The sequence below is a fragment of the Streptomyces sp. NPDC026589 genome (assembly GCF_040638385.1).
In the GTDB taxonomy this organism is placed as follows: domain Bacteria; phylum Actinomycetota; class Actinomycetes; order Streptomycetales; family Streptomycetaceae; genus Streptomyces.
Genome location: NZ_JBEZYG010000003.1, coordinates 194401 through 213551, shown reverse-complemented (window position 1 = coordinate 213551; position 19151 = coordinate 194401). Strand labels below are relative to the sequence as shown.

The following is a 19151-nucleotide window of genomic DNA, read 5'->3' as shown; positions in this document are numbered from 1 at the left end:
CCTTCGGAGGCGCAGACCCTTCGGGGGTGCGGAGCCTTCGGGTCAGCGGGTGCCGACGGTGAAGGGCAGGGCGCCGAGCTCGCCGCTCGTCGCGCGGCGCAGGGCGATCGAGCCGTACGGGCTCCGCAGCCGGAGCCAGCTGCCCGAGGACAGCAGCGACACCGGGAAGCGCGGGTCGGCCCGGAGGAAGCCGAGGGACTGGGCCGCGTGGACGGCCCGGAGCGGAAGATCCGTGGTCCCCACCGGCCGGGACCAGATCTCCCGGCCGATACGGTCCCTCTCCGCACGGGTGCGCCGCTCCTCGGGCAGGGCCCCGTCCCGGGTGCGGAACTCGGTGACGGCTCCCTCCAGCACGGCGCGCAGGGCATCCGGCCCGGGCAGTCCCGGCTGCTCCTCCCAGGGCCCCCGGGGCGGCAGGACACCGGTCCAGGGCGGCCCGGTGACCGGGGCGGGCAGCGCACCGGCGCCCGGCTCCGGGGCACCCGCGGGGCCACCGGGGACGGGAACGTCGAGGGTTTCCAGCAGCTCCCCGGCCGACACCGTGACGTCGAGCGTCTCGGGGCGGGCCAGGCGGGCGGCGCGGATGGCGAGGACCTCGAAGGAGGGCGGGCGGCCGAACACGGCCAGTGCGTCGCCGCCGCCCGCCTGCAACCGGACCGCCGCGGCCCGGTCGTAGTGGAGCAGCCGGCCGAGGAAGGCGGCGAGATCCGCCGCCTCCCTCGCGTCGGCGAACCGCAGCGACTGCACAGGCACGGTCATGCCGCGGCGGGCTCCTCTGCCAGGTACTGCTGAAGGAAGAGCTTCTCCTCGGCGGAGATCCGCCGGGGCCGCTCCGCCGCCAGGTCGTACGGCACGACGACGGTCGAGGCGCGTACGTACACCTGGTCGGCGTCCTTGATCTCATAGGCGATCGTCAGGGACGCGGCGCCGATCTTCGTGACCCACGACTCGACGGTCACCGGCTCGTGCCGGTGGACCAGCGGCCGTACGTAGTCGATCTCGTGACGGGCCACGACGGACCCGCCCGAGAACGACGGCGAGCCGTCCCCGGGCGCCAGCCGGAACATGAAGTCGATGCGCGCCTCCTCCAGGTAGCGGAGGAAGACCACGTTGTTGACGTGGCCGAAGGCATCCATGTCCGACCAGCGCAGGGGGCAGCTGTAGAGGTGACGGGCCAAGACGATCAGCCTCGCGTGAGCTTCTTGTACGTGGCACGGTGCGGGCGGGCCGCGTCCGCGCCGAGCCGCTCGATCTTGTTCTTCTCGTACGACTCGAAGTTGCCCTCGAACCAGTACCACTTGGAGTCACCCTCGTAGGCGAGGATGTGCGTGGCGACGCGGTCCAGGAACCAGCGGTCGTGGGAGATGACCACAGCGGCGCCCGGGAACTCCAGGAGGGCGTTCTCCAGCGAGGAGAGCGTCTCGACGTCGAGGTCGTTGGTGGGCTCGTCGAGGAGCAGCAGGTTGCCGCCCTCCTTGAGTGTCAGCGCCAGGTTGAGGCGGTTGCGCTCACCACCGGACAGGACGCCGGCCGGCTTCTGCTGGTCCGGGCCCTTGAAGCCGAACGCGGAGACGTAGGCGCGCGAGGGCATCTCGACCTGGCCGACGTTGATGTAGTCCAGCTCGTCCGAGACGACGGCCCAGAGGGTCTTCTTCGGGTCGATGTTGGCGCGGGACTGGTCGACGTAGGAGATCTTGACCGTGTCGCCGACCTTGATGGCGCCGCTGTCCGGCGTCTCCAGGCCCTGGATCATCTTGAACAGCGTGGTCTTGCCCGCGCCGTTCGGACCGATGACGCCGACGATGCCGTTACGGGGCAGCGTGAACGACAGGTCGTCGATGAGGACCTTGTCGCCGAAGGCCTTCGAGAGGTTCTCGACCTCGACGACGATGGAACCGAGCCGCGGGCCCGGCGGAATCTGGATCTCCTCGAAGTCCAGCTTCCGCATCTTGTCCGCCTCGGCCGCCATCTCCTCGTACCGGGCGAGGCGGGCCTTGGACTTGGTCTGGCGGCCCTTGGCGTTGGAGCGGACCCACTCCAGCTCCTCCTTGAGCCGCTTCTGGCGCTTCTCGTCCTTGCGGCCCTCGACCTTGAGACGGGTGGCCTTGCGCTCCAGGTACGTGGAGTAGTTGCCCTCGTAGGGGATCGCGCGGCCGCGGTCGAGCTCCAGGATCCACTCGGCGACGTTGTTCAGGAAGTACCGGTCGTGGGTGACGGCGACGACGGCACCCGGGTACTTCGAGAGGTGCTGCTCCAGCCAGTTCACCGACTCGGCGTCGAGGTGGTTGGTGGGCTCGTCGAGGAGGAGCAGGTCCGGGGCCTCGATGAGCAGCTTGCAGAGCGCCACGCGGCGCTTCTCGCCACCGGAGAGGGTGGTGACCGGCCAGTCGCCGGGCGGGCAGCCCAGGGCGTCCATGGCCTGCTCCAGCTGCGCGTCCAGGTCCCAGGCGTTGGCGTGGTCCAGGTCCTCCTGGAGCTTGCCCATCTCGTCCATGAGCGCGTCGGAGTAGTCGGTCGCCATCAGCTCGGCGACCTCGTTGAAGCGCTTGAGCTTGCCCATGATCTCGGCGGCGCCGTCCTGCACGTTCTCCAGGACGGTCTTGCTCTCGTCGAGCTTCGGCTCCTGCATGAGGATGCCGACGCTGAAGCCGGGCGAGATGAAGGCGTCACCGTTGGACGGCTGCTCCAGGCCCGCCATGATCTTCAGCACCGTGGACTTACCGGCGCCGTTGGGCCCCACGACACCGATCTTCGCGCCGGGCAGGAAGTTCAGGTTGACGTCATCGAGAATCACCTTGTCGCCGTGCGCTTTGCGCGTCTTGCGCATGGTGTAGATGTACTCAGCCAAGAGAAACCGTCCGGCAGCAATAGAGGTGTGGGCAGATACACCCCATCTTGCCTGACAGCCCTCCCCGGACGGAAACCCGTCCGGGGATCGACACGGGAGAGACGTCACTTCCCGCGTACGGAGGGTCACTCGCCGTCGGAGTGCGGTGCCTTCCGGCGGAGGAGGAAGACCGCGCCGCCGCCCACGACGAGCAGCCCGATGGCGACCGCGGCGAGCATCGGGGTGGCGCTGGAGCCGCCGGTCTCGGCGAGGTCGCCCGCCATCCCCGACGTGGTGGATCCGGTCGTGGCCGGGACGGACTGCTGGGCGCTCCGTGTGCCGATGTCGTTGCCGGCGTCGCCCGCGCCCTCGCGGTCCAGGACGCTGCCGCTGGTGGCGCAGTCCAGCACCCCGGTGAAGGACCTGGCGAACCCGCCGGGCCCGGTGATGGTGAAGTCGTACGCCTGGTCCTCGGCGACGGGGACCGTCACCGTGCGGGTGGCCCCGGCGGCGATGGTGTGCTCGGTTCCGGCCAGCTCGAAGGTGAAGGGCTCGTCGCCCCGGTTGGCGGCCGTGATGTCCACGCCGCCCGCCGCGCAGTTCTTCCGCGCGGTCAGTGCGGGGGCGGCGCCCTTCTCGGCCCAGGTGGCGCCGGCCCGCGCGGAGACCGTGGACTCGCTGGAGCCGGCCAGGATCTGGGTCTGGGTGCGGCCGGTCCCGACGAGGGCCCGGCCGACCGGCACGGAGGTGGTGGCCTGGACGGTCAGGGAGGCGGTGCCGTCGGCGGTGTCCTTGGGCACGGCGAAGTAGAGCCGGTCTCCGTCCGCCGCGGCGGTGACGGGGGCGCCCTTCTCGTCCGTGACCGCGATGCCGCTGACCGCCGCGTCCACCGGGGGCGACACCGAGACCTGGTCGGCGGCGGTGCGCACGGTCACGGGGCCGAGCCGCTCGCCGGCCCGGCCGGAGACGGCGGCCGGCTCCAGGGTCAGCGAGGCCCGGGGCTCCTTCGTCTTGCGCGCGTTGCGGTGCAGCCAGTCGGCGAGCTTCTCCGCCTGCTTGTCCGCCGCCGTGACATCGGCGTTGTCCGAGTAGCGCCAGATGGCGACCTGGGTCCCGGCGGCGGCGGTCCGCTCGGTCAGCGGGCCGGTGCCGGCCGCGTCGGCGAGCGCGGCCAGGTCGTCGACCTGGGGGTAGGAGTGCTGGAGGATCCAGCGGATCTTCCCCGCGTTCCGGTTGGTGCTCAGCGAGGTCTCGGCCCAGGGCGTCTCCAGATACCTCGCCTGGTCCTGGGTGGGGTTGTGGAGGTCGACGCAGTAGGTCTTGAGCTTGCCGCCGCCGTCCACGGTCATCTCGAACAGTCCGGCGGGTAGTTCCTGGGTCCGGTCGGGCGCACCGTCCTTCCCCGCGACGCGGAGCACGGCACTGTCGAAGGTCTTCAGCCCGTCGAGCACCGCGGCCGCGCCGCTGTGGTGCCGGCCCGGGTCGTCGGCCGCCGCCGGTCCGGCGCCGACGAGTGCGGCAGCCGCGACGAGACCGGAGAGCAGCAGCGCGGCGACCCGGCGGCGGGTGCCGCGGCCGGGGGGAGCCCCTGTCGTGCCGGACGACGCAGCGGACGCTGAAGACGCAGAAAACACAGAATTCCCCTCCGGGCGAGGCCCTCGCGCATGGTGCGCGTGTGGGGAATGCCTCGCCAGCAGACCCAAGTGACCCGTGAGCACTGGGAATCCTAAAGAACGGTGCAAGGGCAGTCCCCCGTACTGCCCTTGCACAACCATTCCGAATCGGAATCGTTATCGCGCGACGGCCTGTCGCGCTTGTCGACGACCAGCCTTTTCAGGACACCGCGGCCATTGCGTCGACGTGTTCGCGCTGATTCGGCGCCGCGTGCGCATCGCCGTCCGTGACACTTTCCGGACGCTCCGTCAGAACTGGTTCCGCTCTCGCCGCCCGGCGGAAGGCGGCCGTTCCCCGGCTCAGGTCGTGGCCGACGGCGACCGCCTCGACGTCGACGAACGTCCCTCGCTGCCCGGCCTGTTCCTCCTCGCGGACCTTCAACCGGCCGTGCACGACCAGAGGTTCTCCGACCGAAACTGAACCGGCCAGGTTCGCGGCGAGCGTCCGCCAGGACCAGACGGTGTAGAAGCTGGTGCGGCCGTCGGCCCAGAGCTGCTTCTCACGGTCCCAGCGCCGCGGAGTCACGGCGAAACGGAATCGCGCCATTCCACCGGTGGCCGTCTCGCGGAACTCCACCGCCGTCGCGGCGTTACCCACCAGTGTCACCAAGGTCTCGTTCATTTCCCGCCCCCGCATTCCTTGTCGTACCGGATCGCACCGCTCGTACCGCATCGCACCGCTCGTACCTCTCCGGGCGTCGGTGGGGTGCGGACTCCATGGTGGGCGCCGGGCGGGAATCGCGTCCGGGCCTGTGGACTACCGGCCGGTTGTGGAGAACTCCGTCACCGTCACGTACCGCTCGCGCACTTCCCGGTAGCGCACCAGTTCGGCGGCGACCGGGTCCAGGACCCTGGCCCGCCCGCATCCGGCGGCCGCCTCGCGCAGCCGCCGCTCGGCGTCCTGCCCGTACCGCCTGGCCGGTCCCCGGATGGCCGCGGCGCAGGACCACTCCACGAGCGGGCCGCCGACGACTCCGGCCAGCATGATGAGCGCGGGCGTGACGAGCCCCGGCTCCAGAACGCCGATGATCTGGCCGACCAGCCACAGGCCGCCGAAGATCTGGAGGAGCGTCATCGACACCTGGGCCAGCACCGCGGCGGGCCACCACTTCGGCCGGGGCGGCTTGGCCGGACGGCCGCCGCGCGGGGCTCCGGGAGAGGTTCCGGCGATGGCCCCGTGTCCCGTCTCCGTTCTGCCGCCCCGCTTGGACGCGCCGGGGGCCCCGGCCTTGACCGCCAGTTCGTCCAGCGCCTCGGACAGCCCCTTCGCCCCGTTGAACGCGGCCTCGCGCACCGCCTGCGCCCAGGGCCCCGGCAGCCCGTCGGCGGCGTCGTCCGCGACGATCCGTACCGCCTGCTCAACCCGCTGCCGGGCCGTCAGTTCCTCTTCGGGCGGGGTCAGCGCCTGGCCCATCCGGTCCAGGCTGCCGGGCAGGCCCCGGTTCTCGTACCAGCGCCAGAGCCGCAGCCACGGCGTCCCGCAGGCCCGCCCGGCGTTCCTGCGCCACTCCCGCTCGGCGGCCTGTCCGGCGGCCGCCGCGCCGACGGCCTCGGCCAGCCGGTCGGTGAACTCGTCGCGGGCCCGCTCTCCGAGTCCGGGCCGGCCCTCGGCCACGTAGACCGGGCGCAGCCGCGCCGCCGCCGCGTCGACGTCGGCCCAGAGTCGGCGGGTGGCGGCCGTGCGGTCCTGGACGAAGCGGCCGACCATCTCGCGGAGTTCGGGCACCCCGTCGCCGGTGAGCGCGGACAGGGACATGACGGTGGCGCCGGGTTCGCCGTGCTCGCCGAGCGCGATGCCGTCCTCGTCGAGGAGGCGGCGCAGGTCGTCGAGGACGAGGTCGGCCGCCTCGCCGGGGAGCCGGTCGGTCTGGTTGAGGACGACGAAGGTGACCTCGGCGTGCCCGGCGAGCGGGCGCAGATAGCGCTCGTGGAGGGCGGCGTCGGCGTACTTCTCCGGGTCGACGACCCAGATGACCGCGTCGACCAGGGCCAGCACCCGGTCCACCTGGTCGCGGTGTTCGGTGGCCGCCGAGTCGTGGTCGGGCAGGTCGACCAGGACGAGTCCCTGGAGCGCCTCGTCGAGGGTGGCGGGCCCGGGGTGGGGCCTGCGCCGCAGCCGGCCGGGGACGGCGAGGCGGTCCAGCAGGCCGGCGGCCCCGTCGGTCCAGCTGCACGCGATGGGCTGGGAGGTGGTGGGCCGGCGCAGCCCGGTGTCGGAGATCGGGGCCCCGGCGAGCGCGTTGAACAGGGTCGACTTCCCGCTGCCGGTGGCTCCCGCGACGGCGATGACCGTGTGCCGCGAGGAGAGCCGCTGCCGGGCTGCGGCCTCGTCCAGCACGCGTCCCGCCTCGGCGAGCGTGTCCCGGTCGAGCCGGGCGCGGGAGAGCCCGACAAGCTCGCGCAGGGCGTCGAGCCGGGGTGGCAGCGGCCCGCCGGAGGGGACGTACGCCTCGACCTGCGGCTCCTCGTCGTCGTCGGCGGGCGTCCGGGGGGCGGCTTCCCCGGCCTCACGAGCCTCGGCGGCCGCCGCGCGCCGGGCGATGAGCCCGTCGTCCCAGCGCCCGTCCGCACCCCTGTCCGGCGCCTCCGCGTCCGACTTCCCGCCGCCGCTGCCGCTGCCGTTGCTGTTGTCCTGGTCCGTGACGGCGGTCATCGCTGCCACCTCTCCTTCTGCAGTACGGAAAGCGCGGCGATCAGTTCGGCCTGGGGTTCGGGGGCGACGTCGAGCGCGTCGAGCGGGGCGAGGCGGCGGTCGCGTTCGCCGCCGAGTACCTGGTCGAGGTAGGTCGTCAGCAGCTCACCGCCCTTGTCGCGGAGGCGCAGCGCGCCCTGGGCGCCGATGCGTTCGGCGAGCTGCTCCCCCGCCGCACGGGCGCGCCGCCCGCCGAGGAGGGCGGCCGCGAGCAGTGCGGCGACGATCTCGGGGGCGGGCGCCACATTGCGTTCGAGCTGGCGCACCTCCTCCTCGGCCAGTTCCTCCAGGACCCGCCGCCACCGGCGTACGGCGACGGAGATCCGGCCTTCGACGTCCTCGGCGGGCCCCCAGCCGCCCGCCTCGCGTCCGGCGCCCTCGAACCGGAACAGACCACCGGCGGGCTCGCGGCGCCACTGGGTGCGGATCTGTTCGTCGGCGGCGGAGACCGAGCACTGGAGCAGGGCCACCAGGCTGTCGACGAGGGCTTCGAGGAGTTCCTCGGGCGAGCTGTAGAGCGGGTAGCCGCGCCACCTGGTCCGCGCGTCCCCGGAGAGCACGGCACCGCTCCGGAGGCGGCGCCGGATCCGGGCGGCCTCCGTGCCGTACGCGTCCTGGACCACCCCGGTCAGCCGTACGGAGGCGGCGTACTGGGCGGCGACGGCGGAGGCCAGTGAGGGCATCCGCACGTTGAGCGACTGGATGACGCCGGAGGCGGTACGCGCCACCGCCTGCTGCCGGGCGGCGGGGTCCTGGGCCCGGTGGGCGAGCCAGGCGCGCAGCGGGGCGACGGCGGTGGTGGGGAGCAGTCCGCTGCCGCCGCCCGCGGACTCGGGCAGCTCGGGGATGGTGAACCGGGGTACGTCCCCGAGCCCGGCCCGGGTCAGCAGCGCCGCGTACTGCCGGGACACCTCGGCGATCACCTGGTGGGGCACCCGGTCGAGGACGGTGACGAGGGCCGCGTCGTACTCCTTCGCGGTACGCAGCAGGTGCCAGGGCACGGCGTCGGCGTAGCGCGAGGCGGTGGTGACCATCACCCAGACGTCGGCGGCGCAGATGAGTTCGGCGGCGAGGACCCGGTTGCGTACGACGAGCGAGTCGATGTCGGGGGCGTCCAGGAGGGCGAGCCCGCGGGGCAGGCTCACGGCGGTCTCGACCCGCAGCGCGGTCTCCCCGTCCTCACCCCGGGCCGCGAGGTCGTCCAGTCCGTCCGGGTCGGGCGTCTGACCCGGCGGCAGCCAGATCCGGGTCAGCTGGGGCAGCACCCGCACCCCGGCGAACCAGTGGTGGTCGTCCGGGTGACAGACCAGCACCGGGGTCCGGGTGGTGGGCCGCAGCACCCCGGCCTCGCTGAGCCGGCAGCCCACCAGCGAGTTGAGCAGGGTGGACTTCCCGGCCCCGGTGGATCCGCCGATCACGGCGAGCAGCGGCGCCTCGGGGTCCTTGAGGCGCGGCAGGAGGTAGTCGTCGAGCTGGGCGAGGAGTTCGACCCTGGTCTGCCGGGCGCGTTCGGCCCCCGGCAGGGGCAGTGGAAGACGCACGGCGGCGACACGGTCGCGCAGGGCGGAAAGTGCGTCGATGAGCTGAGGCCGTACGTCCATGGTCACCACATGCGAAGAATGCCCAACTTTGGAGCCTTTTTGAAGCGTATAGCCCCCTCTGCGCGGCGGTTCCACCCTCTGGACAGAGTCAGGACAGAGGGGACGAGTGGGGCGGGGGCATAACGAGTACACAACACCCGGCGCGAGGGGAGCGAAAACCGATGCAGGAATCGCACCTACCTGCGATTATCGGTTCGCTTCACCGAACCTCCACATCGTGCCACGCAGGTGAAGCAACCGGGTCCAGGGGATCGGAGCCCTATCCTTGTCCCGGCACGGCCACGGAACCACCGATCAGGACTCCCGGCCCCCGTAGCTCAGTGGATAGAGCAGGCGCCTTCTAAGCGCTTGGCCGCAGGTTCGAGTCCTGCCGGGGGCGCCACCGACATCACGTCCAGGTGGGCCGCGTTCTGCCTGGTCAGACTATGTCTGGCCAGGCAGATTTCCAGTGAACACCCGCTTCGCCAGAAGGCGCGGGCGTCCGGCTGGCAACGGCTGAAACTGGGCTTCTACGGGTGCCTGTCCCCCATGCGTCCCCCAGCTTCCCCCACCCAAATGCACCCGAACCGCCCCTGCGGAGTAACGCTAAAGGGCGGTGCGGGCCCCGTCTACCTGGGGTTCCGCACCGCCCTCGATCACGTCCGGTTACACCTCCTCGGGGACGTACCGGACGTCCTCAATCTGCTTGAGATAGTTCGCGAGCTGTCCGTTGATGCACCTCGCGTAAGTGGCGAGGAGCACGGGCACACTGTTCCCCGCCCACTCGGCGACCTGGGCCGGCGGGATGCCCTTATTGAGCCACGCCGTGAGGCAGGTGTTGCGGCAGTCATACACGCGCTTGCCTGCGGGCGACTCGAACTCGTGCGGCTTGAGAACAACCTTTCGAGCCTTTTCCCACACCCGTCGGAACACCGAGCCCGCCAGCATCCCACCGTTCTCCCCAGGAAAGAGGAGGTCCGTCGGCTTGAGTTTGTAGCGGTCTATGATCTCGCGGAGGAACGCGACGAGGTCGGGGTGGATGGGCACGGTCCGAGTGTCGCCCACGGCTCGTCCCTTCAGGTCGCGGATGTCGTGAGGTTGCCCGCTGTCGGTCCACTGGCTGCCGACCTCCGGCCGGGCGCTGTGCACGATGAACTCACCCCAGCCCGTCTCCGGGAGCGCGGCGTCGCTCACATGCAGTGCGACAGCTTCCTCCGGTCGAAGGCCGGCGTAGCACAGAGCGGCGAAGAAGGCCCTGTAGACCAGCCCCCGTCGGGGGCGCTTGCCGATCCAGTCGAGGAGCGCGGTGACTTGCTCGGGGCTCAGCAGCGAGCGCTTGTCGATGGCCTGAGCGACCTTGGGGGCGCCGCCCCCGCTGCCCTTACCCTTTGGGAGGGGGTTCCGGCTCAGGATGCCGTGCCGAACGGCATGCTCCATCGCCAGGTTCATGATCCGCCGGTTGCGGGACACAGAGCTGGACGCCGCCGTCGTGCCGTCCAGCCGGGTTCCGAGCGCAGTGACGACCGCGTCGACCCGGTCCGACTGCTCCCACGCGGCCATCGACAAAGAGTTGCGCTGAACCCATTCGAGAATGACGCGGACCTCATCAGGTATCGCCTCTTCAGGGTTCGTCCGGCGCTTGTAGTTGAAGGCGTACTCGCGCAGCGCGGTACGCACCTTGACCGGATCAAACTGCCTGGGAGGCGTTCGGAGCAGGGCGATGGTCGCGGGGGTCATCGCCTTGGCTACGTTCTTCCGCTGGTTGGCTGAGAAGTGCGACCACCTCTTGTCGACGAACTCGACAGCAAAGTCGTACCAGTTAGTTTCCGCCGCCTTGCTGGAGTACGAGATCGGCATACCGGTCTCGGTACTGAAGGGCTCGCCACGCTTGACTGCGGTCAACAGATCGGAGCGTCGCGCATCGGCGAGCGCCCTCGACGAATACGTCTTGCTGTGCTTCTTCTTATCGACCTTCCAGACCACCTTGTAGGTGTATCCGTTCGCTCGCGTTCGGCGTTCGATGTTGTAGATCCGTACGTCAAACGTTCCATCGATCAAGATGCATCCTCACAATCACTAAGCCAGTTTTCGAAATCACTGCGCCGTATCCGGAGACTGCCGTTAGGCAGCCGAATGCAACGCGGCCCTCGCCCCTTCTGCCGCCAGTCGTAGAAGGTCGATCGGGCTACTCCCAGCTCGTCACACACGTCATCGACCGTCAGCTTTTCCCTGGGCCGCACCGCTACCGCCATGCCGGCACCTCGCAGCCGCCGAGGGCAGGACTCAATGTCGTCTCAGAGCGGAAAAGGGCAAGCGGTATCGCGGATTGGCGCACGGCAGGGGTTTCCTTGCAGGGAGCGAGGAGCGACAGGGGTGTGGCAGCATCACCTGGCGCGAGCTGCGCCAGGACGGCCGCCTGCCGGCGGCACGCGCTGCCTACGGCGAAGCGCCGCAGCAGAGCTGCCCCGCGCCTCCTCTTGTCAACGCGAAGCTGCCTACGTCCACCACGGCTCCACCGCCAAGCGCAGCCGTAAAGCGAACACCTCAATGGTCGCGACGATCGCCGGTTTGGCTAACCGGCGATCGTGGTCTATGTTGCGCGCCGCATCACGAATCCGGCGTCTGCTTGGGCTGGCCGATTGCGAGGGCAAGCCGATATGTACGCAGGGCTCTGGGTCCGCCGACCGAGGCAACCGTCAGCAGGCCGTCGTCCGTGAGCCGGTCGAGATGATGCGTGGCGCGGCGTTGGGGAATCTTGATGGCCCGTGCCACCCGTCGTGTTGTGGCGTCGGGATGCGTCGCAACGTACGCGAGGACAACACGGTCGGCGCGGTAGCCGCGTTGCAGAAGGTCCTCGCCGAACAAGCCGGCCGCGCAGGCACAGACGCACAGCCCAGTGGATACGGCGAGGTAGTCACCCGCCGTTTGGCCGACCCAAGCGTTCAACCCGCCGAGGGTAAAGAGCGCGGGTGAAGTGAAGCGGGTAGATCGGATAGCGGATTCAGACAGATATGCCTCCCAATTGCGGACCACGGCAGCGCAGCACCCCCGGCTGGGCTGCGGAGCTGTTCGCCTCGTCGCTTTACCCAGGTGTCTGGGCTGATGTTTTCCGGGACGTTGTACGTTGACATGATCCCGGCAGAGGTATCCAGTCCTTGGGGGGTATTCCCTGTCTGCCGTGAGCGGATGTCCTCGCCCAGAACCGAAGATGGCCTTCCGCCCCGACCTCAGTAGGGCGAAATCACTGCAGCAGACCCACGCCTCGCGCAACGTTCGTACGGGCCTAACCAGAAGACTGCCGAAGCCCGTAGTGCTCGCCAAATTCTCCCGCGGTCGGGGTTCGACCCGCGTTTGCGCAGCGTGGCGTCGGGCCGAGGGAAACAGCCCGTGCCGGCGGGCGGGCTTCGCTCACGCCTGGGGCGGAGACTCTGGGCGCCCCTTGCAAGGCAGGCGCTGGTGTAGGCGAGCGCTAGCGGGCAGGATCAACGGCATGAGAATCTGTGTGCTTGGCGGAACGTGGTTTCTGGGCAGGGCTGTTGCGCAGGCAGCACTGGATCGCGGGTGGTCGGTGTCTGCCTTCAACAGGGGAAGGTCTGGAGCACCGCCAGCGGGAACCCACCAGATCCACGGGGACCGAACCGTACGGGAAGACCTGCTTCGACTGGCCCAGGAAGGACCTTGGGATGCAGTGATCGACACCTCGGCCTCCGAGCTAGCGCCGAAAGACGTGCTGGCCGGCGCCGAGGTACTGGAACCCGTAGCAGGGAACTACGTGTACATCTCTACGGTCAACGCCTATAAGGGGTGGCCGTCAGAACCGCTGAGCGAGTCATCAGAAGTGCTCGACGGGCCAGCGGACGCAGATGTCGACTACGGTCGGCTGCCCGCGAACTGGAGCGGCCCCGACTGGTATTACGGTCGGCAGAAGGCAGGCGCCGAACGCGCATCGCTCCAGGCGTTCGGCCCGTCGAGGGTGTCGGTCCTTCGCCCCGGTGTAATTCTTGGCCCAGGAGAGTACGTAGGCCGTCTTCCATGGTGGCTGCGGCGAGCCTCTAAGGGCGGCACGATTCTCGCACCCGGCGCCCCTGACAAGACTATTCAGCCCGTAGACGTTCGAGATGTGGCCGCCTTCGCGCTTGATCAAGCGGCCAGCCGGGGCGGCGAAGCGTTCAACATCACGGCACCGTTGGGCCGAGAGACGATGGGCGGCTTCCTTTCGGCATGCCTCGATGTCACCGGCCGAGCCGGACAACTCGTCTGGGCGCCCGATGAGCTGCTGATCGAGAGCGGCGTAGAGCAGTGGACGGAGTTGCCACTCTGGCGTACACATGCGGGAGTCTGGAATATCGACTCCTCCCGTGCGCAGGCAGCTGGGCTCCGGTGCCGCCCTTTGGCGGAAACTGTTGCGGACACGTGGGAATGGCTCCAGGGAGGCGGCACACCTGTAGAACATCCCCGTTGGGCCGAGCACGGCATCTCGCCAGAGAAGGAACAGAAAATCCTGGACAGGTTGAGCGCCTGAGGGTCAGCCCTCAATGGCTAGCGGTGTTCCCGCACCGAGCCGGTGGGCCGTCGCAGCTGCGCTGTACTCCTCGATGCGCTCCCCGAGCGTCCGGGCCTCCGCCGAATTGCTGAAGTCGGGGTGGCAGAGGCCGGATCGCACTTCGGCCATGCGTTCCAGCGTGCCCGCGCCTCGCCACTCCGCGGGCACGGCGAAGGCGGGATCGAGGGCATCCTGAACACCGTCGAGTTCGCCGCGCAGCAGCCGCGCCCGCGCGAGGTCCACGGAGGCTTGGGTTGAGATCAGCAGCGGTCGCTCGCCCTCGGGCTTGGTGCCGAGGAGGAGAAGCGCTCGCTCCGCCGACTCCTCGGCACCATTCGCATCACCCAGCAGAAGGTAGGTGGTGGCGTTACTCATAGCGACTCGGTCACTCGGAAAGGCGAACTCCCCGCCAATATCGTCGTGAAGATCGTCGCGCTTGCCGGTGGACTGCTCCAGGGCCCTTCGTACGGCCTTCTCTGCTGCGACACGATTACCTAGGTGCCCGTACGCGCGCGCTTCGATCACTGACAGCCGTGTCAGGGCTGTATCGCCGAGTCCCCCGAACGCCTGCGCTGTGGAAACGTAGCGAATGGACTCCGACGGTCGCCCGCTCCAGAAGGACAAAAAGGCCAGAGCCCCATGAGCGTACGCCTGTAGGGGACCATGCTCGATAACCTTCCCATACAGTGCCGCCGTCCGTGACAAGGAAACAGCGGAGGGGAGGGAGCCCAGATCGAAGCTGATGGCGGAGAGTAGCGCCGCCGACTGCCCCGCAGCGAGATACGCCTCCGTCTGCTGACGCGGCACCTGGGTGCGTTCCAGCGCGGACTGAGCGGTCGCAAGAAGCCCCTTCGCTCGAATGTAGACCTCGATCGGCGAGGTGCGGTTATAGGCGCGGGCCAGGGCTGCGACGTCGTCGTGGAGTTGTTCGAGGGTCATGTCCGCAACGCTGCGAGAGGCAGCATCGCCGGCATGCGCGGCGGCATCCCGAGCAGTCATGGCAATTTCACTTTCGTTGAGCGCAGTTACGTGGTTCGGTGCTGCTTCGAGCGGACGCTCGGGCGGCGGGCTCAACAGGGGCCGCGCACCGTACCCGAACATTCGCTCCAAAACCTGGGGCGCCGGTTTAGCGGGAAGCGTCTTCGTTCGCCCTGAAGTCCAACGCCTGAATGTCAGTTCCGCCACCGTCGCCGAAGGGGGAGACATACCGTCTTCCGCGGCTAACCCCCTGGCGGCTGCCTCGTAGGCTCGCCGGAAGTCGTCGTAGGTCCAGCCGCGCTCCCGCACAAGCGCTTGGAGCAGTGTTCGGGGGTCCAGGTCCATGGCCAACGTCTCCCTTGCAGCCGGCCGTCACGGTCGACAGGGCTGCCAGGTGGGGAGCCCCGCCCATTAACTATCGCCCAACTCCTGCCGTCCGAAGCGATCTTGTGGCGATGTGGGGTTCAGATGACATGTCGGTGATACCTCATGTCACCCGACAGCGCAGATGTGATACCCGCCGTGACATGGCGAGAGCGAACTGTCACGGGAATCCTTGGCTTCCCCTTAGCTGCCCTCTGCATCGGATCTCTCGGGTGGCGTAGGCCGGTCTGCACTCCCCACGAAGCCGAGGCAAGCATGAGGCTGAGCGCAACTGCACACCGCACCCCGGGCCGAGCGGGCCTGCAGAGCCGGCGTAACGGCCCGCGGGTCACGAGTTTTGAGGTACCGCACCACCAGCCCTTTCAAGCCGCCTTTCTTCCCGAGCCGCTACGAGTACGGGAAATGCGCCGGGCCACCAAGTCCTTCCTCAGCCAGCATGGCGTGCCCGGCGCAACGATCGAAGATGCCGAGCTTGTGGTCAGCGAGCTGGTGACCAACGCGATTCAGCACGGCGGAGGTGAGGTGGGGTTCGCCATCTCGGCCTCGCACGGCTTGGTGCGTATCTCGGTGACGGACGCGAGCGCAGCTCCGGCGCGGCCGAGACGGGTTGATGCCGACTCTGAGTCCGGTCGGGGGCTCACGCTCGTCACGTTCATCGTCGACTGCTGGAGTGTCAGTACCGACGGAACCACCGTGCACTGCACGCTCCCCTTCTCAGGGTGCGCCGCATGACCGCTCCCCGGGACGAGGAGTCCGTACCGGGGTTGAACCGGACTTCCCCGCGCAGATGACCACCGCGCCCTTCCTGCTCTACCGTTCCCGGCCGCTGTGGCGGCCCTGAAGCCATCCCCGGTTCGCGGGGTTCTACGGAGATCCACACAATGACTCGCCTTCCGCGTATCGAGCAGTACGGCCTGATCGGTGACATGCAGACCAGCGCCCATGTCTGCGACGACGGTTCGATCGACTGGCTGTGCCTGCCCCGCTTCGATTCGCCGGCCGTCTTCGCCGGCCTGCTCGGCACTCAGAAGCACGGCTCCTGGCAGATCGCTCCGGCCCCGCCCGCCGGGCGACACGACACCGGACCGGTCGCCGAGCGCCGGTACCTCGGTGACTCGCTCGTCCTTGAATCGGTGTGGCGCACCCCGGCCGGGTCGGTACGGGTTCTCGACTTCATGCCGCCGCGCGACGGCGCACCGCAGGTGATCCGGATCGTCGAGGGCGTGACCGGCGAGGTGCCGATGGTGTCGGATCTTCGTCCCAGGCCGGGGTACGGCAGCGTCAGCCCGTGGATCCACGAGGCCGGGGGCCGGATGGTCGCGGAGTCCGGCGCGGACGCGCTGTGGCTCGACACCGGCGTCCGACAGGTGGAGAAGGACGGCGTCATCGTCAGTGAATTCGCCGTCGCCGCAGGGCAGAGCGCGGCGTTCGTGCTCAGTTGGTGCCCCTCCCACGCGGCAGCCCCGGACGTTCCCGATCCGGAGGCCGCGCTCGGCGAGACGCTCGCCTTCTGGCAGGACTGGACGCAGGAATGCACCTACGACGGGCCCTTCCGTGAACCCGTGGTCCGTTCCGCGATAGCGCTGAAGGCGATGACCTACGCGCCGAGCGGAGGAATCGTCGCGGCGCCCACCACGTCGCTGCCCGAGGAAATCGGAGGCGAACGACAGTGGGACTACCGCTTCACCTGGCTGCGCGACGCCTCCACGACCCTGGCCGCCCTGCTGGGGATCGGAAAGCGGCAGGAGGCCCAGGCGTGGCGGCGATGGCTGCTGCGGGCGGTGGCCGGTGATCCGGAGAACCTGCAGATCATGTACGGAATCGGTGGAGAGCGGGATCTTCCGGAGCGGGAGCTGCCGTGGCTTCCGGGATACGAGGGATCAGGCCCGGTGCGGGTCGGGAATGGGGCGGCGGACCAGCTGCAACTCGATGTGTACGGCGAGGTGATCGAGACCTTCTATCTCGCGCACCAGAGCGGTGTCGCCCACTGCGCCGATACCGCGGTTCTGCATCGGCGGCTCATTGAGCAGCTGGTCCGCCGTTGGCAGGAGCCCGATGAGGGGATCTGGGAGATCCGCGGGGTGCGCCGGCACTTCGTGCACTCCAAGGTGATGGTCTGGGTGGCCGTCGACCGCACCATCCGCCTGGCCGAGGCCGGCGCCCTCGACATGGACGTAGAGGATCTGGTCGAGCTGCGCGAGAGGATCCATGACGAGATCTGCACCCAGGGTTTCGATCCGGAGCGCAACACCTTCACCCAGTCCTACGGCTCGAAGGAACTGGACGCCGCCACGCTGCTGATCCCCCAGGTCGGCTTCCTTCCGCCCGACGACCAGCGCGTCATCGGCACCGTGGAGGCTGTACGCCGGGAGCTGTCCACACGGGACGGGCTCGTGCGCCGGTACCCGACGATCGGTGACCACGCCGGGGTGGACGGCCTCAAGGGGGATGAAGGCACCTTCATCCTCTGCTCCTTCTGGCTGGTCGATGCCCTGGCCCTGATCGGCAAACTGGACGAAGCCCACGCCCTGTTCCAGCGTCTTCTGGCGCTGCGCAACGATCTCGGGCTTCTGGCCGAGGAATACGACCCAGTCCAGCGGCGCCAGCTCGGCAACTTCCCGCAGGCGTTCAGCCACACGGGCCTGATCCAGAGCGCCCGGCGCCTTGATCTCCTGCGGACCCAGTCCTCTCTTCGCGTCGAATCCCCTTCCCCACGCCGGAATACGCCTCACGCAGCTGAAGCGCAGCCGGAAACGACACCGGCCGCGACTCACCGCCCGCGCCGGTCCGACCTGAACGTCGCGAGGCACGACGAATCCGCCTTCCACGGCGAACTCGTCAACGCATCGGCCAGCCGGACGAGCCTCGTCGCGCGGACCACACCCGAGGACGTGCGCCCCGGGTGAGCGTCAAGGTCCAATCCCCCTGTGAGCCACCACCGTTAAGGCTATCCATGATCGACACCGCGTTCCCGACTCGGCTGGCTGCGACCGGCCACCGCAGACGGCGGCCTCCGCAGATCGACTCCCTCACCATCCGCTGTGTCCGTCGTGCCGTGGCACGGCCCCTGCTACTGCTTACGGCACTGCTGGGCGGCGTCTTCGCCGCCTGGTCGCTGTCCACGGTGACTCCCGGCCTCCTCGTCGCCGGCCTTGTCGTCGGACTCGTCGTCGTCGCGTGGGTCGCAGACCGTGGAGCGCGCTCGGCCGCAGGCGCCGTGCAGGTGGCCGCCGAGGAACGGCGAGCAGCGGTGCTGACCGCCTTCACGGGAGCTGCGGCGGCCGTGGAGAAGTCGGTGGCATGGTCGGCGGACGAGCTGTGCCGAGGGGCACGACCGCCGCTGCCGGACACTGCACCACCGCAGTCGGCCAGTCCCAACGCCGAGGTCGACACCGTGTTGAGTGCACTCCAGGTGCAGGCCGTCGCCGCGCTGATACGCGTGCACGACGAGTCCCAGTCCGTCGTCCTTCTCGAAGTGCTGCGCCGCCTGGCCATGCGTGAGCACGCCCTGGTCAGCAAGGCCCTGACGGCGCTCAGCCAGCTGGAGATGCTGACCGACGACCCGGAACTGCTGGCGAAGATCTTCGAGATCGACCATCTCGTGACGCGGATGCGTCGCCAGGTCGAGAGCACGGCGGTGCTGGGCGGGCAGTCCCTGCGCAGCGTGCGCCGGCCGGTGCCCGTTACCACCACGCTCCGCGGTGCGGTCTCCGAGGTGGTGCAGTACCCACGCGTGGTAGTTGCTGCTGGATCCGTGGGCGCGGAGCTGGGGCTTCCGGGACACGTGGGTCCGGATCTGACGCATCTGCTGGCCGAGCTGATCGAGAACGGCTGCGAGTACTCCGATCCGGCGACGAAGGTGACGGTGCGGGCGCAGCGGGTGCCGAACGGGCTGGCGGTCGAGGTCGAGGACCGGGCCATCCCCATGCATCCACAGACCCGTGCACAGATGAACCACCTGCTCAAGGCCCCCGATGAGGTCGATGTCAGCGGTCAATTGCGATCCGGGCAGGTCGGCCTGCTGGTCGCCGCGAAGATCGCCAAGGCGCACGGTCTGTCCGTTGTCCTCCAGGAGAACGTAACGGGAGGCACCACGGCTCTAGTGGTCATTCCAGCCCGGCTCCTCGTAGCGATTGACCCCCTCGATGGTGCAGACAGCGGCCCCCAGGAGATCAGCCCGGCCGCACCGTCGCCTTCGGCGGCGGCCGACGCATCGGCCGGCCGGGCGGGTCGGCTGATCGCCGCAGAAGCACCGTTGGCCGGAGAAGCCCCTGCGCCCGCTCTTCCCCGGCGTACGCGTCAGCCCGGCGCACACCGACCGCCACCCGAGCGGGGACAAGCCCCGACGACGGCCGCGAGGCCAGGACTCGCCGGCGCCTTCCGCAACGGCATCGAGTCCGGCCGAAGCACCAGCTCGCCCCCTGATCCGACCGGACAGCCCAGGCGCTGACGGCTGACGAGCCCCTCTCCCCGT

The 19151-nt window shown here is 69.4% G+C and carries 15 protein-coding genes and 1 tRNA gene; 5 read left to right on the top strand and 11 right to left on the bottom strand.

Annotated features, from left to right (window positions below):
- Positions 1 to 42 precede the first annotated feature (42 nt).
- From AB0F29_RS06935 to AB0F29_RS06905, 7 genes are all read right to left on the bottom strand, one after another.
- Complete coding sequence (locus tag AB0F29_RS06935) at positions 43 to 759, bottom strand: hypothetical protein (protein WP_361868211.1); 717 nt, start codon at positions 757 to 759, stop codon at positions 43 to 45.
- Positions 756 to 1178: a thioesterase family protein gene (locus AB0F29_RS06930; protein ID WP_030077631.1), complete on the bottom strand. Its 423-nt coding sequence runs from the start codon at positions 1176 to 1178 to the stop codon at positions 756 to 758. The genes AB0F29_RS06935 and AB0F29_RS06930 overlap by 4 nt, the downstream gene beginning before the upstream one ends.
- Positions 1179 to 1183: 5 nt before the next feature.
- Positions 1184 to 2848 carry an energy-dependent translational throttle protein EttA gene (gene ettA, locus AB0F29_RS06925; RefSeq protein WP_361868209.1) on the bottom strand — a complete coding sequence of 555 codons (1665 nt, stop codon included), beginning with the start codon at positions 2846 to 2848 and terminating at the stop codon, positions 1184 to 1186.
- A 125-nt stretch (positions 2849 to 2973) separates the two neighbouring features.
- A complete protein-coding gene (locus AB0F29_RS06920) occupies positions 2974 to 4461 on the bottom strand; it encodes a Cys-Gln thioester bond-forming surface protein (RefSeq protein ID WP_361868207.1) in 1488 nt (495 codons plus the stop codon).
- A gap of 199 nt (positions 4462 to 4660) precedes the next feature.
- Positions 4661 to 5122, bottom strand: coding sequence for a single-stranded DNA-binding protein (locus AB0F29_RS06915; RefSeq protein ID WP_361868204.1), 462 nt, complete (start codon positions 5120 to 5122; stop codon positions 4661 to 4663).
- Positions 5123 to 5257: 135 nt separating this feature from the next.
- Positions 5258 to 7153 (bottom strand): GTPase, encoded by a 1896-nt coding sequence (locus tag AB0F29_RS06910; protein WP_361868202.1) that lies wholly within the window; start codon positions 7151 to 7153, stop codon positions 5258 to 5260.
- On the bottom strand, positions 7150 to 8793 hold the full coding sequence (locus AB0F29_RS06905; RefSeq protein WP_361868199.1) for an ATP-binding protein: 1644 nt from the start codon (positions 8791 to 8793) through the stop codon (positions 7150 to 7152). Before AB0F29_RS06905 ends, AB0F29_RS06910 begins: the two co-directional genes overlap by 4 nt.
- Before the next feature lie 306 nt (positions 8794 to 9099).
- Here AB0F29_RS06905 and AB0F29_RS06900 point away from each other — a divergent pair.
- Positions 9100 to 9175, top strand: a tRNA-Arg gene (locus tag AB0F29_RS06900).
- A 263-nt stretch (positions 9176 to 9438) separates the two neighbouring features.
- On the opposite strand, the gene AB0F29_RS06895 is transcribed toward AB0F29_RS06900, so the two are convergent.
- From AB0F29_RS06895 to AB0F29_RS06885, 3 genes are all read right to left on the bottom strand, one after another.
- Complete coding sequence (locus AB0F29_RS06895) at positions 9439 to 10830, bottom strand: site-specific integrase (protein ID WP_361868197.1); 1392 nt, start codon at positions 10828 to 10830, stop codon at positions 9439 to 9441.
- A complete protein-coding gene (locus tag AB0F29_RS06890) occupies positions 10827 to 11024 on the bottom strand; it encodes a helix-turn-helix domain-containing protein (protein ID WP_356727852.1) in 198 nt (65 codons plus the stop codon). The genes AB0F29_RS06895 and AB0F29_RS06890 overlap by 4 nt, the downstream gene beginning before the upstream one ends.
- Positions 11025 to 11379: 355 nt before the next feature.
- A complete protein-coding gene (locus tag AB0F29_RS06885) occupies positions 11380 to 11718 on the bottom strand; it encodes a helix-turn-helix transcriptional regulator (protein WP_361868194.1) in 339 nt (112 codons plus the stop codon).
- Between the two features lie 544 nt (positions 11719 to 12262).
- Here AB0F29_RS06885 and AB0F29_RS06880 point away from each other — a divergent pair.
- A complete protein-coding gene (locus tag AB0F29_RS06880) occupies positions 12263 to 13294 on the top strand; it encodes an NAD-dependent epimerase/dehydratase family protein (RefSeq protein ID WP_361868192.1) in 1032 nt (343 codons plus the stop codon).
- A gap of 3 nt (positions 13295 to 13297) precedes the next feature.
- Here AB0F29_RS06880 and AB0F29_RS06875 read toward each other — a convergent pair whose 3' ends face one another.
- Positions 13298 to 14638 (bottom strand): hypothetical protein, encoded by a 1341-nt coding sequence (locus AB0F29_RS06875; protein WP_361868190.1) that lies wholly within the window; start codon positions 14636 to 14638, stop codon positions 13298 to 13300.
- Between the two features lie 144 nt (positions 14639 to 14782).
- On the opposite strand from AB0F29_RS06875, the gene AB0F29_RS06870 reads away from it, so the two are divergent.
- The 3 genes from AB0F29_RS06870 (at position 14783) to AB0F29_RS06860 (ending at position 19127) form a co-directional block, all read left to right on the top strand.
- Positions 14783 to 15409 (top strand): ATP-binding protein, encoded by a 627-nt coding sequence (locus AB0F29_RS06870; RefSeq protein WP_361868188.1) that lies wholly within the window; start codon positions 14783 to 14785, stop codon positions 15407 to 15409.
- Positions 15410 to 15558: 149 nt separating this feature from the next.
- A complete protein-coding gene (locus tag AB0F29_RS06865; RefSeq protein ID WP_361868185.1) occupies positions 15559 to 17583 on the top strand; it encodes a glycoside hydrolase family 15 protein in 2025 nt (674 codons plus the stop codon).
- Positions 17584 to 17630: 47 nt separating this feature from the next.
- The gene (locus AB0F29_RS06860; RefSeq protein WP_361868184.1) at positions 17631 to 19127 is read left to right on the top strand and encodes an ATP-binding protein; all 1497 of its coding nucleotides are present in this window, start codon (positions 17631 to 17633) and stop codon (positions 19125 to 19127) included.
- Positions 19128 to 19151: the final 24 nt, after the last annotated feature.

Excerpts from the sequence above, each read along its gene's own strand:
- AB0F29_RS06935 (WP_361868211.1), bottom strand. The coding sequence starts at position 759 with ATGACCGTGCCTGTGCAGTCGCTGCGGTTCGCCGACGCGAGGGAGGCG.
- AB0F29_RS06915 (WP_361868204.1), bottom strand. The coding sequence starts at position 5,122 with ATGAACGAGACCTTGGTGACACTGGTGGGTAACGCCGCGACGGCGGTG.
- AB0F29_RS06910 (WP_361868202.1), bottom strand. The coding sequence starts at position 7,153 with ATGACCGCCGTCACGGACCAGGACAACAGCAACGGCAGCGGCAGCGGC.
- AB0F29_RS06905 (WP_361868199.1), bottom strand. The coding sequence starts at position 8,793 with ATGGACGTACGGCCTCAGCTCATCGACGCACTTTCCGCCCTGCGCGAC.
- AB0F29_RS06890 (WP_356727852.1), bottom strand. The coding sequence starts at position 11,024 with ATGGCGGTAGCGGTGCGGCCCAGGGAAAAGCTGACGGTCGATGACGTG.
- AB0F29_RS06880 (WP_361868192.1), top strand. The coding sequence starts at position 12,263 with ATGAGAATCTGTGTGCTTGGCGGAACGTGGTTTCTGGGCAGGGCTGTT.
- AB0F29_RS06875 (WP_361868190.1), bottom strand. The coding sequence starts at position 14,638 with ATGGACCTGGACCCCCGAACACTGCTCCAAGCGCTTGTGCGGGAGCGC.
- AB0F29_RS06870 (WP_361868188.1), top strand. The coding sequence starts at position 14,783 with ATGTCACCCGACAGCGCAGATGTGATACCCGCCGTGACATGGCGAGAG.
- AB0F29_RS06865 (WP_361868185.1), top strand. The coding sequence starts at position 15,559 with ATGACTCGCCTTCCGCGTATCGAGCAGTACGGCCTGATCGGTGACATG.
- AB0F29_RS06860 (WP_361868184.1), top strand. The coding sequence starts at position 17,631 with ATGATCGACACCGCGTTCCCGACTCGGCTGGCTGCGACCGGCCACCGC.